Consider the following 13,824-nt stretch of genomic DNA (forward strand, 5'->3'; position numbering starts at 1 on the left):
GGGCGTGACGACGACGGCGGCCGGCGCGGGCGGCGGGGGCGTGACCACGACGGCGGCAGGTGCCGGTGCCGCGACAGCGACCGTGGCGGCGGGCGGCGGGGGCGTCACGACCACCGCAGCGGGCGGAGGCGGTGCGACGGGCACGGGCACCGCGGCAGGAACCGGCACCGTCCCGCCGGCCACGACGACCGCGCCGCCTGCCGCCGTGCTGCCGTGGATCACCGTCGTGCCGCCGGTCGAGACGGTGCCGCCGTGTACGATCGTCGAGCCCCCCGACGTCGTCACGACGCCCGGCGCCACGCGCGTCGCGCTGCCGGAATGCGTGACGCTTGCGCCGTCGGTGCCCGTCACGGTGCCCGAGCGCGAGCAGGTCGAGCCTGCGCAATTCGTCGACGCCGTATGGCTGGCCGTATTGCCGTTCGATCCCGTGATCGTGCCGCTCGACGCATACTGGCCCGGGCCGTTGCGCGTCACGCTGCCCGATGTCGTGGCGCTGTGTCCGTCCGAGCCCGTGAGCGAACCGGTATGCGAGCAGGTGCCGTCCGCGCAGCTCGTGTCGCCGCTGTGTTTCACCGAGCGCCCGTTCGGGCCGACGGCCGTGCCGCTGTTCGAGAACTGGCCGGGCGCGGTGCGCGTGACGGTGCCGGTATTGGTCGCGATCCCGCCGCCGGGGCCGATCACGCCGCCCGCATGCGAGCAGCTGCCGCCGCCGCACGAACCGGCGTGCGCGCCGTTGTAGGTGCCGCGCGGGGTGTACGCGGTGCCGTGGCCGGACCAGCCGGCGAAGGCCGGCGCGCAGGCGAGGGCGAGTGCGGCGGCGGTGATGAGGAAGCGGGTTTTCATCGGGTGTCCTTGCGGTTCGTTTCGGTGCACGCGGTGGCGTGGCGACGGAACGAACTTTAGGGCGACGACACGCGCCCGTCGCGTCATAAAAGATGTCGCGGTGTTACACGTGTCGTGCTGTTTCGAGGTACGACGAATGCGTGCGCCGGCCGCGCCGATCGCGGGCATGCCGCGCCGGGCAAGGCTGCCGGCAGTGCGATCGCGTGAAGGCGGAGGGCGGCGGCGCGGGGCGGAACGTGGCGTGCGCGGCGCGAAACCGTGTCGCGGCGACATGCGGCGACATATTTGCGGGCCGATCCGTGCGTGCGCCGTGTCGAGCCACGTCGCGCGAATTGAACGCATGCAGTTGAACGCATGCGGTACGCCACATGCGACCGGAACCGGCTTCTACGAAACATGAAGGGAATCGTCCGCCGTCGCATACCGTCCGAAGAATCGGCTTCCGACTGGTAACGACTGTGCTCGCCTGTCGCGCAGGCTTGTCCATTGGCCCGTGTCATTGTCATGTCTTGCACACTGTCGGCCGCCTTCGTCACGACATGCGGCGACACATTTCCCGCCGGAGATGCCCACGCGCCACCGCGAACCGGCCCGGCTCCAGTCGACAAGCGCATGTGACCGCCGCGCATCACCTGAATGCCGCCGACCGCGACGTACCGCGACATACGGCGACATATTTCCCGCGTGGTCTTTCCGTTCCGCGCCCACTACAGTGCGTTCAATCCGACGCGATGGCGGCCCGTGCCGCTCATGACGCGTCCGACTCAACCGAAGGAACGACCCATCATGCTCACGACCACCGGAAAGCTCGCGTACTACGTCACGCTCTTCATCGTCGCCGTCTCGCTCGTCGAGGCGGCGGTGCTCACCTGGCGCCGCGCCCGCGGGCCCGAACCGTTCGACTGGAACGAAGTATGGCTGTCGCTCGCCGACCTCGCGGGCCGCAAGCTGCTCGCGCTGGTGCCGCTGTCGCTCGCCACGCCGGTGTTCGATTTCGCGTGGACGCACCGGCTCTTCACGATCCCGCTCCACAGCGTCGCGCTCGCGCTGCTCGTGTTCGTCGGCCAGGAGTTCTGCTACTACTGGTATCACCGCGCGTCACACCGCGTGCGCTTCTTCTGGTCGACCCATGCGGTGCATCACTCGCCGAACCAGTTGACGCTGTCGTCCGCATTTCGCCTCGGCTGGACCGGCAAGATCGCCGGCGCCGCGATGTTCTTCACGCCGCTCGTATGGCTCGGCGTGCGTCCGGAAGCCGTGCTCGCGATCCTGTCGTTCAACCTGATGTACCAGTTCTGGCTGCACAACACGTGGATGCCGAAACTCGGCTGGCTCGAATACGTGTTCAATACGCCGTCCGCGCACCGCGTGCACCATGCGTCGAACCTCGACTACCTCGATGCGAACTACGGCGGCGTGCTGATCGTGTTCGACCGGCTGTTCGGCACCTATGTCGCCGAGCGCGCCGACGAGCCGTGCCGTTTCGGCCTCGTCACGCCGACCCGTTCGCGCAATCCGTTCGTCGTCGAACTCGAACACTGGATGAGTCTCGCCCGCGACGTCGCGACGGCCCGCGACGCGTGGACGGCGATCCGCTTCGTGCTGCTGCCGCCGGGCTGGCGCCCGGACAACCAGGGCGAAACGACGGAGGAACTGCGCCGCCGCAGCCTCGTCGCCGTGCGCACGGATGCGTGAACGCGCTACGCTGTGTCGAATTGCCGGCCGCGCATGCGTGCCGCGGCCGGCATGACCCATGCAATACGCATCATCAGGCAACCCTCGATCCAGGAGAAAACATCGATGGAACACGATTTCAAAGGCAACGCAGTCGCGATCACCGGCGGGTTCGGCCATCTGGGCGTCGCGACGGCCGCGTGGCTCGGCGCGCGCGGCGCACGCGTCGCGCTGATCGGCCGCGGCGCGGCCCCGGCGGCAGAGGCACTGCCCGGTGTGCCGGCCGACGCGCTGCGCATCGGCGGCATCGATCTGGTCGATCCGCAGGCCGCCGCGCGGGCGCTCGATACCGTGCAGCGCGAATTCGGCCGGGTCGACGCGCTGCTGAACATCGCGGGCGCATTCGTGTGGCAGACGATCGCCGACGGCGACGCCGCCACGTGGGACCGCATGTACGAACTGAACGTGAAGACCGCGCTGAACGCATCGAAGGCCGCGCTGCCGCACCTGCTGGCGAACCCGGCCGGGCGTATCGTCAACATCGGCGCGGGCGCGGCGTTCAAGGCCGGCGCGGGAATGGGCGCCTATGCGGCCGCGAAGGCCGGCGTCGCGCGGCTCACCGAGGCGCTGGCGGCCGAACTGCTCGACCGTGGCGTGACGGTGAACGCGATCCTGCCGAGCATCATCGATACGCCGCCGAACCGCGCGGACATGCCGGGCGCGGATTTCTCGCGCTGGGTGCGGCCGGAACAGATCGCGGCGACGATCGGGTTCCTGCTGTCCGCCGACGCGCAGGCGATCACCGGCGCGTCGATTCCGGTGACCGGCCGCGTCGCGTAGTCCGGCGGGCACGGGCTCGCGCTCGCGCGGCGGCCGGCCGTGCGTACAATGGCGCACCGGACCCACGCGAGCCCAGCCCGAGACCATGCATCAGCCCCATATCCTGATCGTCGAAGATGAAGTGGCGATCGCGGACACGATCGTCTACGCCCTCGGCACCGACGGCATGCAGACCGTCCACTGCACCCTCGGGCAGGCGGCGCTCGACCGCCTGCGCGATGCGCGCTTCGACCTCGTCGTGCTCGACGTCGGCCTGCCGGACCTCAGCGGCTTCGAGGTATGCCGGCGGCTGCGCACGTTCTCCGACGTGCCGGTGATCTTCCTCACGGCGCGGCACGACGAAATCGACCGGATCGTCGGGCTCGAGATCGGTGCCGACGATTACGTGGTCAAGCCGTTTTCGCCACGCGAGCTGGCGGCCCGGGTGCGCGTGATCCTGCGGCGTTTCCACCGGGCGGCCGCCCCCGAATCGATACCCGCGCCCGCGCCGGCACCCGCCGCGACGACCGCGCCGGGCTTCACGGTCGATACCGATGGCGCGCGCGTGTCGTGGCTCGGCCACGCACTGGATCTCACGCGCTACGAATTCGGGCTGCTGGCGCTGCTGGTCCGGCATCCCGGGCGCATCTATTCACGCGAGCAGCTGATGGATCTCGTGTGGCACGAGGCCTTCGATTCGGCCGACCGCACGGTCGACACGCACATCAAGACGCTGCGCGCCAAGCTGCGCGCGATCGACCCCGAGCGCGACCCGATCCGCACCCATCGCGGGATGGGTTATTCGCTGCAACCGTAACGACCGGCACCGCCCATGCATATCGGCCTGCGCATCTTCTTCGGCTTTTTCCTGATCGTCGGGCTGGCCGCGCTGATCACGCTGCGCGTGTTCGTGCAGGAGGTGAAGCCCGGCGTGCGCGAGGCGATGGAGGACACCCTCGTCGATACCGCGCAAGTGCTCGCGACGCTGGCCGCCGACGACATGGCCAGCGGCCATATCGCCGACGGCGCTTTCGCGCGGCAGCTCGCGCAACTTCACGAACGCCCGGTCAGCGCGAACGTGTGGGGCGTGCAGAAGAACGTGATCGGCTACCGCCTCTACATCACCGACGCGCACGGCATCGTGCGCTACGACTCGACCGGCCGCGCGCTCGGGCAGGACTATTCGCGCTGGAACGACGTGTACCGGACGCTGCGCGGCGAATACGGCGCGCGCAGCACGCGCAGCGATCCGAACGACGACAGCAGCACCGTGATGCACGTGGCGGCACCGATCCGGCGCGGCAACGAGATCATCGGCGTACTGACGATCGCGAAGCCGAACCAGACGGTCGCGCCGTTCATCGTGCGCAGCCAGCGCAAGATCATGCTGTACGGCGCGCTGCTGATGGGCGGCGCGATCCTGATCGGCGTCGCGTGCACCTGGTGGCTGGTGGTCGGGCTGCGTCGCCTGCAGCGCTATGCGCGCGCGATTGCGGCGGGCGAGCGGGCCGAGATGCCGCTGCAGGGCGCGAGCGAACTGGCCGAGCTCGGGCGCGCGGTGGAAAGCATGCATCAGCGGCTGGAGGACCGGCAGTACGTCGAGAACTACATCCACACGCTCACGCACGAGATGAAAAGCCCGCTGGCGGCGATCAGCGGTGCAGCCGAACTGCTGCAGGAAGACATGCCGGTTGCGAACCGCCGTCGCTTCACCGAGAACATCCGCCGCCAGGCCGGCCGCCTCGAACAGATGATCCGCAAGCTGCTCGCGCTCGCCGAAGTCGAACAGAAGCAGCGGCTGTCGGTGCGCGAACCGGTCGCGCTGCGGCCGGTGCTCGAACAGCTCGTCGACGATATCGAGCCGCGCGCGCGGCAGCGCGGCGTGAACCTGGCGATCGACGCGCACGACGCGGCCGACCCGGCGGTCGTCGAAGGCGATCCGTTCCTGCTGCGCCAGGCGCTCGGCAACCTGCTCGACAACGCGCTGGATTTCGCGCCGCGGGGCAGCACGATCCGCATCGCGCTCGAACGGCAGCCGGCGGGCAGGGCGCACGTCGCGATCGTGCGCGTTGCCGATGACGGCCCCGGCGTGCCCGACTACGCACTGGCGCGCGTGTTCGAGCGCTTCTATTCGCTGCCGCGCCCCGACGGGCAGGATCGCAGCACGGGCCTCGGGCTGTGTTTCGTCCGCGAGGTCGCGATGCTGCACCGCGGCCAGGTCGCGCTCGCGAACCGCGACGAAGGCGGCGCGTGCGCGACGCTCACGCTGCCGTCGGCGGCCTGACCGCGCTTCACGTTCGCCCCACATTCGCCCCACATTCGCTTCACACCGGCTTCAATCGCCCTTCACCGGGCCGGCGCATGCTGGCGGTACCTTTTACTCCGGTACCTGTCGGCCATGAATCGAGTCCTGTTGTTCAAATTCGTGATCACCGCGTTGCTTGCGCTGCTGATCCTGATCCCGCTGCAGATGGTGCAAAGCATCGTGCACGAACGCTCCGCGTATCGCATGGACGCGCTGCAGAGCATCTGGTCGAGCTATGCGGGGCCGCAGACGGTGTCGGGGCCCGTGCTCGTCGTGCCTTACACGGAAGTCACGCGCGTGCGCGACGAGACGCCCGCCGGCGGCGCGACGAAGACGAGCCTGAGAAGCGAGACGAAGCGCCTGCTCGTGTTTCCGAAGACGCTGAACGTCGACGGCACGTTGACGACCAGCGTCCGCTATCGCGGCATCCACAAGGCGCTGGTGTACGAACTGACGAGCCGGTTGACCGGCACGCTGGCGTTGCCGGACCTGAAGAAGCTGCCGCAGGCGGACGGCCACGTGAGCTTCAAGGTCGACAACGCCTATGTCGCGATCGGCATCGGCGACATTCGCGGGCTGACCGCGCAACCCGACGTGCGTATCGGCGGCGCGCGTTTCGACGTGGAGCAGGGCACGCGGCTGGACAGCCTGCGCCAGGGTGTGCACGCGAACGTCGACCTCGCGGCGCTGGCCGAAGCAGGCGCGGGAGCAGGCGCGGGCGCGGGAGCGGTCGTGCCGTTCAGTATCGACATGCCGCTGCGGGGCGCGGAGTCCGTCGCGTTCGCGCCGGTGGGCGACCAGAACGATTTCTCGCTGAAGTCGACGTGGCCGCATCCGAGTTTCGACGGCGCGTTCCTGCCGAACAACCGCACGGTCGATGCGCGCGGCTTCACCGGCAACTGGCGCGTGACGTCGTTCAACACGAAGGCGCGCGAGCAGATCGCGACCGGCAACGGGGAAGGCGCGATCGAAACGGCGTCGGTATCGATGATCGAACCCGTGAACGTCTATCTGCAGGCCGAACGCGCGACGAAGTACGGCGCGCTGTTCGTGATGCTCACGTTCGCGAGCTTCTTCATGTACGAACTCGTGAAGCGGCTGCGCATTCACCCGATCCAGTACGCGCTGGTCGGCCTGTCGCTCGCGTTGTTCTTCCTGCTGCTGCTGAGCCTCTCCGAACACATCGCGTTCGCGTATGCGTATCTCGCGGCGAGCGGTGCATGCATCGGGCTGCTCGGTTTCTACCTGTCGTTCGTGCTGCACAGCGTGAAGCGCGGCGCGGTGTTCTCGGCGCTGCTCGCGGTGCTGTACGCGGCGCTCTACGGGCTGCTGCTGTCGGAAGACAACGCGCTGATGCTCGGTTCGCTGCTGCTGTTCGCGATCCTCGCCGGCATCATGACGCTCACGCGCCGCGTCGACTGGTATTCGCTCGGCGCCGCGTGGCAACCGTTGGCCGACAAGGCGGCCGCGGGCGCCGTGAAGCCGGGCGCGCAGGCGAAGTAGGCACGCGGGTGGCGAGCGCGCCGGTCGGCAATGCGACGGCCGGCGCGTCGTCCGGCGCGGGACAGCCGCGCTTCACGCGCGCGGTGCGGGCCGGCGAAAACGCGCGAGCGGAATTTCGGCGATGGCGGTGATCTCGATCAGCAGGTCGGGATGGTAGAGACGTTCGACCTGGACGGTCGTCGTCACCGGATAGGGCGCGGCGAAATACGTGTTGCGGATGTCGCCGGCCTGCATGAAGGCATCGATGTCGGTCGCATGGTGGACGAGCGAGATCACGTCCTGCATCTGCCCGCCCATCGCGGCGAGCACGGCGCGGATGTTGTCGAGCGTCTGCCGCACCTGCGTGCGCATGTCGCCGTGGCCGACCACCCGGCCGTCGCGGTCGAGCGCCACTTGCCCCTTCAGATGCACGATCCGGCCGTCGCCCTCGATCACGGCCATCGAGAACGCGCCGAACGGCGCCCAGACTTCCGGCGGATTCACTGCTTCGGCCATCACGCGGCTCCTGTGGGGCGGCGGCTGCACGGCTTGCGGCGAGCGGCCGCGCAACGGGGGCACGCCGTCGACAGCACCGCGCGCTTCGTCGACAATCGCGCCATTATGGATGAACGCGCGGCGACGCATGGGGCGTTGTTCCGCGATCACGACGACACACATGGACGATATCCGCGTCATCAAGGATCGTGCGGCGCTCGACGGCACCGCGTACGTCGAACTCATGGGCGGGCCGTATGCGCGCACCTGCTGGAATGCCGGGTCGCTGTTCTTCGACGAGGAAGTGTTCGGGCTGCTCGAGGCGGCAATCGCGCGGCAGATCCCCGACTACGACCATTACACGTTCAACGCCGTCGGCATGGCCGACTGGCTTGCGATCGTCGCCGAACTGGCCGACACGGGCAGGAGGCTCGGCAACGCCGCGCAGCGTACCGACGCGCTCGACCGGCTCGGTTTCATTTTCAGCGGATCGCGGCAGGCTTTCGTCGCGCGTCTCGACGCAAGCTGCGCCGCGCTGGCCGGCGTGATCGCGGAAGTCGACGCGTGGACACGCGAAGTTCGGCTTCGCCACGACCAGGTGACGATCCTGGGGATGTGACGCGGCGCGTGCCGGCTGTCACCGCCGACAGGCCGGGCGGCATCCACTTATACTCGAGCTTTTCCGCCATTCGATTTTCGCCGTGCCCACGCCTGCCCCCACCGATCCGTCCATCGACGATCCGCGTCCGACCCCGCCCGTACAACCCGAACTGGAAGACTGCTGCAACAGCGGTTGTTCGCCGTGCGTTTTCGACCTGTACGACGAAGCACTGGCGCGCTATCGCGTCGAACTGGCGGAGTGGGAAGCGCGGCACGCGCAGCCCAAGCCATGACGACACGCCCGATGCAGGCGAGCGGTGTGTATTTGCCGCGCGTCTCGAGCCGCGCCGGCAGTGCGCGCCGGTTCCGCGTCACGCGCCCGCATGCAGCCGCCGATGCAGCGGCCCGAGCATGGCCGACAGCGCGATGCACGCGAGCAGCACGGCCGTCAGCGCGAACATCGACGTTCTGAAGCCCTGCACATAATCGAGCGCGGCCGGATGCGTGCCGAGCCGGGCGAAGAACACGCCGCCGAGCGTCGCCGCGCCGACGGCCGCGCCGATCTGCAGCATCGCGGTGACCATGCCGGACGCCACGCCCGCGCGCGCGGTATCGACTTCCGCAAGCACGATCCGCACGACCGACGGCAGCACGAGGCCCTGGCCGACACCGATCGCCGCGATCCCCACGTAGAAGCCGGGGCCCGGCGCGGCCGCACCGGCGAGCGCGGCGGCCGTCGCGACGCCGGCCGCGAGCATCGCGAAACCGAGCGTGAGCACGCGATAGCCGCCGAACCGGCCGACGAGTCGCGGCATCAGCAGCGGGCTCGACAGGAAGCCGAGCCCGAGCGGCAGGATCGCGAGCCCCGATGCGAGCGGCGACCAGTTCAGGCAGCCCTGTAGATAGATCCCGTAGCTCAGGAAGAACGCGCTCAGCGTATAGAACAGGAACGCCAGCACGAGCCCGAGTGCGACGACCGGGTTCCGGAACAGGCGCACGTCGAGCAGCGGATCGTGGCCGCCCGCGAGACGGCGCGCCTCGACCGCCAGCAGCGCGCCGAGCATCGGCAGCGCGCCGACGAGGCACGCGACCATCCAGAGCGGCCAGCCGGCCTCGCGCCCGTGCGTGAGCGGGTAGACGAGCATCAGCAGGAACAGCGACAGCAGTGCCATGCCGGGCACGTCGATGCGCTGGCCACGCGGCGGCCGGCTTTCCGGGATGAAGCGCCAGCTGCCGATCAGCGCCAGGATGCCGATCGGCAGGTTGACGAGGAAGATCGCGCGCCAGCCGAGCCCGAACGGATGCAGGCTGATCAGCGCACCGCCGCCGAGCTGGCCGATCACGGCCGCGAGGCCGAACACGAAACCGTAGAAGCCCATTACGCGCACCTGCTCCTGCGGGCTGAACACGCTGCGGATCGTCGCGAGCACCTGCGGCGCGAGGATCGCGGCGAACAAGCCCTGCAGCACGCGGCCGCCGACCAGCACCGCGCCGCTGCCGGCGACCCCGCACAGCGTCGACGCGACGACGAAGCCGGCCATCCCGATCATGAACATGCGCTTGCGGCCGTACAGGTCGCCGAGCCGGCCGCCGGTGATCTGCACGACGGCGTTCGCGCACGCGTATGCCGACACGACGAGCTGCAGCTCGGCCGGGCGCGCGCCGATGCCGTCGCGGATGGCCGGTAGCGCCAGATTCACAATGAAGTAGTCGAGCGGCGGCAAAATCGCGCCAACCAGCAGGACCACCAGCGCCCAGCCGTGGTGGCTGCGCGGTGTCGCCGCGGCGGCCGTGCCGGCCGGGCCGCAGGGGGCAAGGGTGTCGTGGGTCATGGAAACCAGTCCGAAGAAACAAGGGCCGTATCCCGGCCGGACGCGGCGTCGTGAGCGCCGGTTCGGCCGGGGGCGGGCGATTGACCCCCATTCTGGGCGGTGGCAATGAATCGGAAAAGCGGGAATTGGTGGTAGCATCCATCGGGTTATTCGATGGATGGAGAAGGGCGATGCGCGGTTTCGACCTGGATCAGTTGCGTACTTTCGCGGCGGTCGCGGATGCCGGCAGCCTGACGGCCGCCGCACCGCTGCTGCACCTGTCGCAGTCGACGGTCAGCGAGCAGGTGCGCAAGCTCGAATCGCGCGCCGGCGTGCCGCTGTTCGTGCGCAGCAAGCGCGGCGTCGAGCCGACCCCGGCCGGCTCGCGGCTGCTGCAGCACGCGCGGCGCATCGTCGCGCTGAACGAGGCCGCGTTCGACGAAGTGCGCGGGCAGGCGATCAAGGGCGAGCTGCGCGTCGCGATCACCGATTACTACCGGACCAACGAAGTCGCGGGCCTGCTGGCCCGGCTGCGGGAGTGCTACCCGCAACTGAGCCTGCACGTCAGCGCGATGAAGAGCGCGGACATCGAGGCGGCGCATGCGCGGGGGCAGGTCGATCTCGGCGTGGTGATGAACCTGTCGAGCGGGCCGTTCCGGCCGGCGTCGGCCGATACGCGCTGGGTGCTGCGGCGCGAGCCGCTGTCGTGGGTCGCGTCGCCCGCGCTCGCCGAGCAACTGCCCGAGCCGTTGCCGCTCGTGCTGCTGCCGGACGACTGCATGATGCATCAGGTCGCGGTGCGCGCGCTCGACGAGCGGCATATGCCGTACCGGCTCGTGCACAGCGCGTCGGGGGTCGCGGGGCTGCAGTCGATGCTGGCGGCGGGGCTCGGTGTGGGCTGCCTGTGCGCGTCGGCGATCGGCGAGGGCATGATGCGGCTCGGCGCGAAATACCGTCTGCCGCCGCTGCCCGATGCGGTGTTTTCGCTGACGCCGCCGATGCCGGGCGAACGCGAAACCGTCACGCAGGCGCGCGAGGTGCTGTCGCGGCAATTGCTGATGTAGAACCGAGGAACCGTGGAACCGGGCCGCGCGATGCGCGGCGGCGCGTACCTGAGAGGCGCGCCAGGAGAAAAAAATGAACGACGAACTGCAACGCCAGATGGCCGCGAAGCTGCAGGATGCGCTGGAGCGCGTGGTCGACGAACGCTCGCTGATCCACTTCCTGCGCGTGCTCGGCCACGACTGGAGCATGGAGCGGCAGCTCGAGGCCGACCTGCCGCCGTCGCCGTATGCGCGCGCCGCGCTCGGCTGGGAAAACCACTCGATCGGCGAGTACCTGGACGCGATGGTCGACTGGGCCGAGGCATCGGAGGAAGGGCTGCGCTACTACGACCTGCCCGACAATCCGTGGCGGCGCATGGCGGACATCCTGTTCGCCGGGAAAAGCTACGAATAGCGCCGCTCGGGCGATTCGTTTGCTTTACCTTCGCCGCTGCGAATCGCCCAACGGCTCAACGGCTCAACGGCTTAACGGCTCAACGGCTTAACGGCTCAACGGCTTAACGGCTCAACGGCTCAACGGCTCAACGGCTCAACGGCTCAACGGCTCAACGGCTCAACGGCTCAACGGCTCAACGGCTCAACGGCTCAACGGCTCAACGGCTCAACGGCTCAACGGCTCAACGGCTCAACGGCTCAACGGCTCAACCGCCCAACCGCCCAACCGCCCAACCGCCTATTCGGCCGATTCGCCGTTCACATACGCACGCAGCCCGTCGGCCAGCGCATCGAACACCGCACGGCAGCGCGGGTTCGTGCGCAGGTCCTCGTGCATCACGACCCACGTTTCCAGCTGCATCGCGGGCCCGTCCGGCAGCACGCGCACGAGCCGCGCGTCCCGTTTCGCGAGCCCGGTCTGGCAGAAGCCGATTCCGTAGCCGGCGCGGATCATCGCGAGCTGCGCCAGGTTGCTGTCGGTGCGCAGCGAGAATGCGTCACGCTTCCACATCGGCATGCCGCGGCCCGCCGAGCGGATGAACGGCGTGACCGTGTCGAAGCCGATCAGCGCGTGATGCGCGAGTTCGTCGATCGTCGCGGGCGCCCCGTTGCGCGCCAGGTAGTCGTCGCGCGCATACAGCGCGACATCGATTTCGCCGATGCGCCGCGCCACGAGCGCCTCCTGCGCGGGCGGCGCCATCCGGACCGCGATGTCGGCCTCGCGCTTGAGCACGTCCTGGATGCGGTCAGTTGGCACCAGCTCGATGACGAGCCCCGGATGGTTGCGCCGCAATTGCGCGAGAACCGCCGGGAGCACTTCGACGGCGATCACGTCGCTGGCCGAGATCCGCACGATGCCGCGCACGCCGGCGCCGTGGCTCGCGGCCGCCCGCTCGAACGCGGCGGCCGCGCTGCGCAGCGCCTCTGCATGGCCGCGCAGTGCGAGCGCCGCCTCGGTCGGCAGCAGGCCGGACGGCGAGCGCGTGAACAGCGTCTGGCCGAACGCGGCCTCGAGTGCCGCGACGTGGCGGCCGGCCGTCGGCTGCGTGATGCCGAGCGCCCGTGCCGCGCCGGACAGCGAGCCTTCCGTCAGCACGGCAAGGAAGGTGCGGTAGCGTTCCCAGTTCAGATCGGTGGTCATGCATAAATGTATAGCCGATCCATTGTGTTCGGCAATTCCTTGATAGCCTCCGGCGCGCCAGAATGCGTGTCATGACGGTTCATTCAAGGAGAGCGGCAATGACGAACCACGCAGGCGGGACGCAACGGCAGGCACTCGTGCTCGGCGCAAGCGGCGGGATTGGCGGGGAAGTCGCGCGGCAGCTGCGCGATGCGGGCTGGCAGGTGCGCGCGCTGAAGCGCGGGCTCGATGCCGACACCGTGGAGCGCGACGGCATCGCATGGATGCGCGGCGACGCGATGGACCGCGACGCGGTCGTCCGGGCCGCGCGCGGGTGCAGCGTGATCGTGCACGCGGTGAATCCGCCCGGCTACCGGAACTGGGCCGGGCAGGTGCTGCCGATGATCGACAACACGATCGCGGCGGCGCAGGCGGAGCAGGCCACCGTCGTGCTGCCGGGCACGGTGTACAACTACGGCGCCGATGCGTTTCCGGTGCTGCACGAAGATGCGCCGCAGCATCCGTCGACGCGCAAGGGCGCGATCCGCGTCGAACTGGAGCGCCGGCTGCAGGATGCGGCCGCGCATGGCGTTCGCACGATCATCGTGCGCGCAGGCGATTTCTTCGGCCCGAGGCTCACCGGCAACAGCTGGTTTGCGGCGGGGCTCGTCAAGGCCGGGCAGCCGGTTGCGGCCATCAGCGTGCCGGGGCGGGACGGCGTCGGGCATCAGTGGTCGTATGTGCCGGACGCCGCGCGCACGATGGTCGAGCTGATCGAGCGGCGCGACACGCTCGAACCGTTCGCGCGTTTTCACCTCGGCGGGCACTGGGACGCGGACGGCACGCAGATGGCGGAGGCCGTGCGCCGCGTCGCGCAGCGGCACGGGCTGCGTCCGACGGTGCGCAAATTCCCGTGGTGGTTCGTGTGGGTCGCGGCGCCGTTCGTCACGACGCTGCGCGAATTGCTCGAGATGCGCTACCTGTGGCGCGAGCCGATCCGGCTGGACAACACGCGGGTGACCGCGGTGCTCGGCCGCGAGCCGGTCACGCCGCTCGATACCGCGATCGAGGCGACGCTGGCGGGGCTCGGGTGTCTCAAGTGAGCAACGGGGGCGCGCGAACGCAATCGCGTTCTGCTATGATCCGCGCTCCCTTCCTCGACGCTGCTGCAGGAAG

14 protein-coding genes are annotated in these 13,824 nt (G+C 69.3%); 10 read left to right on the forward strand and 4 right to left on the reverse strand.

Going from position 1 to position 13,824, the window contains the following annotated elements:
- A partial coding sequence (locus DPV79_RS43485) for a hypothetical protein (RefSeq protein ID WP_113047378.1) occupies positions 1–843 on the reverse strand: 843 nt, incomplete at its 3' end.
- 786 nt (positions 844–1,629) lie between these two features.
- Here DPV79_RS43485 and DPV79_RS32130 point away from each other — a divergent pair.
- The 5 genes from DPV79_RS32130 (at position 1,630) to creD (ending at position 7,144) form a co-directional block, all read left to right on the forward strand.
- The gene (locus DPV79_RS32130) at positions 1,630–2,538 is read left to right on the forward strand and encodes a sterol desaturase family protein (RefSeq protein WP_113047379.1); all 909 of its coding nucleotides are present in this window, start codon (positions 1,630–1,632) and stop codon (positions 2,536–2,538) included.
- 105 nt (positions 2,539–2,643) lie between these two features.
- On the forward strand, positions 2,644–3,357 hold the full coding sequence (locus tag DPV79_RS32135; protein ID WP_113047350.1) for an SDR family NAD(P)-dependent oxidoreductase: 714 nt from the start codon (positions 2,644–2,646) through the stop codon (positions 3,355–3,357).
- Positions 3,358–3,442: 85 nt separating this feature from the next.
- Positions 3,443–4,153, forward strand: a complete 711-nt coding sequence (creB, locus tag DPV79_RS32140) for a two-component system response regulator CreB (RefSeq protein WP_027789482.1) — start codon at positions 3,443–3,445, stop codon at positions 4,151–4,153.
- 15 nt (positions 4,154–4,168) lie between these two features.
- Positions 4,169–5,620, forward strand: coding sequence for a two-component system sensor histidine kinase CreC (gene creC, locus DPV79_RS32145; protein ID WP_113047351.1), 1,452 nt, complete (start codon positions 4,169–4,171; stop codon positions 5,618–5,620).
- Positions 5,621–5,734: 114 nt separating this feature from the next.
- Complete coding sequence (gene creD / locus DPV79_RS32150; RefSeq protein ID WP_113047352.1) at positions 5,735–7,144, forward strand: cell envelope integrity protein CreD; 1,410 nt, start codon at positions 5,735–5,737, stop codon at positions 7,142–7,144.
- Positions 7,145–7,216: 72 nt separating this feature from the next.
- Here creD and DPV79_RS32155 read toward each other — a convergent pair whose 3' ends face one another.
- Positions 7,217–7,639, reverse strand: a complete 423-nt coding sequence (locus DPV79_RS32155) for a RidA family protein (RefSeq protein WP_113047380.1) — start codon at positions 7,637–7,639, stop codon at positions 7,217–7,219.
- A 160-nt stretch (positions 7,640–7,799) separates the two neighbouring features.
- On the opposite strand from DPV79_RS32155, the gene DPV79_RS32160 reads away from it, so the two are divergent.
- Together DPV79_RS32160 and DPV79_RS32165 are read left to right on the forward strand one after the other, a co-directional pair.
- Entirely contained in the window at positions 7,800–8,237 is a 438-nt protein-coding gene (locus DPV79_RS32160; protein ID WP_059683958.1) for a hypothetical protein, read from the forward strand.
- A gap of 82 nt (positions 8,238–8,319) precedes the next feature.
- A complete protein-coding gene (locus DPV79_RS32165; protein ID WP_081064653.1) occupies positions 8,320–8,511 on the forward strand; it encodes an oxidoreductase-like domain-containing protein in 192 nt (63 codons plus the stop codon).
- A gap of 78 nt (positions 8,512–8,589) precedes the next feature.
- Here DPV79_RS32165 and DPV79_RS32170 read toward each other — a convergent pair whose 3' ends face one another.
- The gene (locus DPV79_RS32170) at positions 8,590–10,050 is read right to left on the reverse strand and encodes an MFS transporter (protein ID WP_113047353.1); all 1,461 of its coding nucleotides are present in this window, start codon (positions 10,048–10,050) and stop codon (positions 8,590–8,592) included.
- 170 nt (positions 10,051–10,220) lie between these two features.
- Between DPV79_RS32170 and DPV79_RS32175 the strand changes: the two genes are divergently transcribed.
- Both DPV79_RS32175 and DPV79_RS32180 read left to right on the forward strand, forming a co-directional pair.
- Positions 10,221–11,093 (forward strand): LysR family transcriptional regulator, encoded by an 873-nt coding sequence (locus tag DPV79_RS32175; RefSeq protein ID WP_059485416.1) that lies wholly within the window; start codon positions 10,221–10,223, stop codon positions 11,091–11,093.
- A 73-nt stretch (positions 11,094–11,166) separates the two neighbouring features.
- Positions 11,167–11,487, forward strand: coding sequence for a DUF7660 family protein (locus DPV79_RS32180; protein WP_021158185.1), 321 nt, complete (start codon positions 11,167–11,169; stop codon positions 11,485–11,487).
- Positions 11,488–11,766: 279 nt separating this feature from the next.
- Here the strand turns inward: DPV79_RS32180 and DPV79_RS32185 are convergent, their stop codons facing one another.
- On the reverse strand, positions 11,767–12,669 hold the full coding sequence (locus DPV79_RS32185) for a LysR family transcriptional regulator (protein WP_060280462.1): 903 nt from the start codon (positions 12,667–12,669) through the stop codon (positions 11,767–11,769).
- Between the two features lie 98 nt (positions 12,670–12,767).
- Between DPV79_RS32185 and DPV79_RS32190 the strand changes: the two genes are divergently transcribed.
- Positions 12,768–13,751 (forward strand): NAD-dependent epimerase/dehydratase family protein, encoded by a 984-nt coding sequence (locus DPV79_RS32190; RefSeq protein WP_059812867.1) that lies wholly within the window; start codon positions 12,768–12,770, stop codon positions 13,749–13,751.
- Positions 13,752–13,824: the final 73 nt, after the last annotated feature.

Source organism: Burkholderia reimsis (assembly GCF_003294055.1).
Lineage (GTDB): Bacteria > Pseudomonadota > Gammaproteobacteria > Burkholderiales > Burkholderiaceae > Burkholderia > Burkholderia cepacia.

Coding starts and splice junctions, on each gene's coding strand:
- DPV79_RS32160 (WP_059683958.1), top strand. CDS start 7,800: ATGGACGATATCCGCGTCATCAAGGATCGTGCGGCGCTCGACGGCACC.
- creC (WP_113047351.1), top strand. CDS start 4,169: ATGCATATCGGCCTGCGCATCTTCTTCGGCTTTTTCCTGATCGTCGGG.
- DPV79_RS32135 (WP_113047350.1), top strand. CDS start 2,644: ATGGAACACGATTTCAAAGGCAACGCAGTCGCGATCACCGGCGGGTTC.
- DPV79_RS32130 (WP_113047379.1), top strand. CDS start 1,630: ATGCTCACGACCACCGGAAAGCTCGCGTACTACGTCACGCTCTTCATC.
- DPV79_RS32170 (WP_113047353.1), bottom strand. CDS start 10,050: ATGACCCACGACACCCTTGCCCCCTGCGGCCCGGCCGGCACGGCCGCC.
- DPV79_RS32180 (WP_021158185.1), top strand. CDS start 11,167: ATGAACGACGAACTGCAACGCCAGATGGCCGCGAAGCTGCAGGATGCG.
- creD (WP_113047352.1), top strand. CDS start 5,735: ATGAATCGAGTCCTGTTGTTCAAATTCGTGATCACCGCGTTGCTTGCG.
- DPV79_RS32190 (WP_059812867.1), top strand. CDS start 12,768: ATGACGAACCACGCAGGCGGGACGCAACGGCAGGCACTCGTGCTCGGC.
- creB (WP_027789482.1), top strand. CDS start 3,443: ATGCATCAGCCCCATATCCTGATCGTCGAAGATGAAGTGGCGATCGCG.
- DPV79_RS32185 (WP_060280462.1), bottom strand. CDS start 12,669: ATGACCACCGATCTGAACTGGGAACGCTACCGCACCTTCCTTGCCGTG.
- DPV79_RS32155 (WP_113047380.1), bottom strand. CDS start 7,639: ATGGCCGAAGCAGTGAATCCGCCGGAAGTCTGGGCGCCGTTCGGCGCG.
- DPV79_RS32175 (WP_059485416.1), top strand. CDS start 10,221: ATGCGCGGTTTCGACCTGGATCAGTTGCGTACTTTCGCGGCGGTCGCG.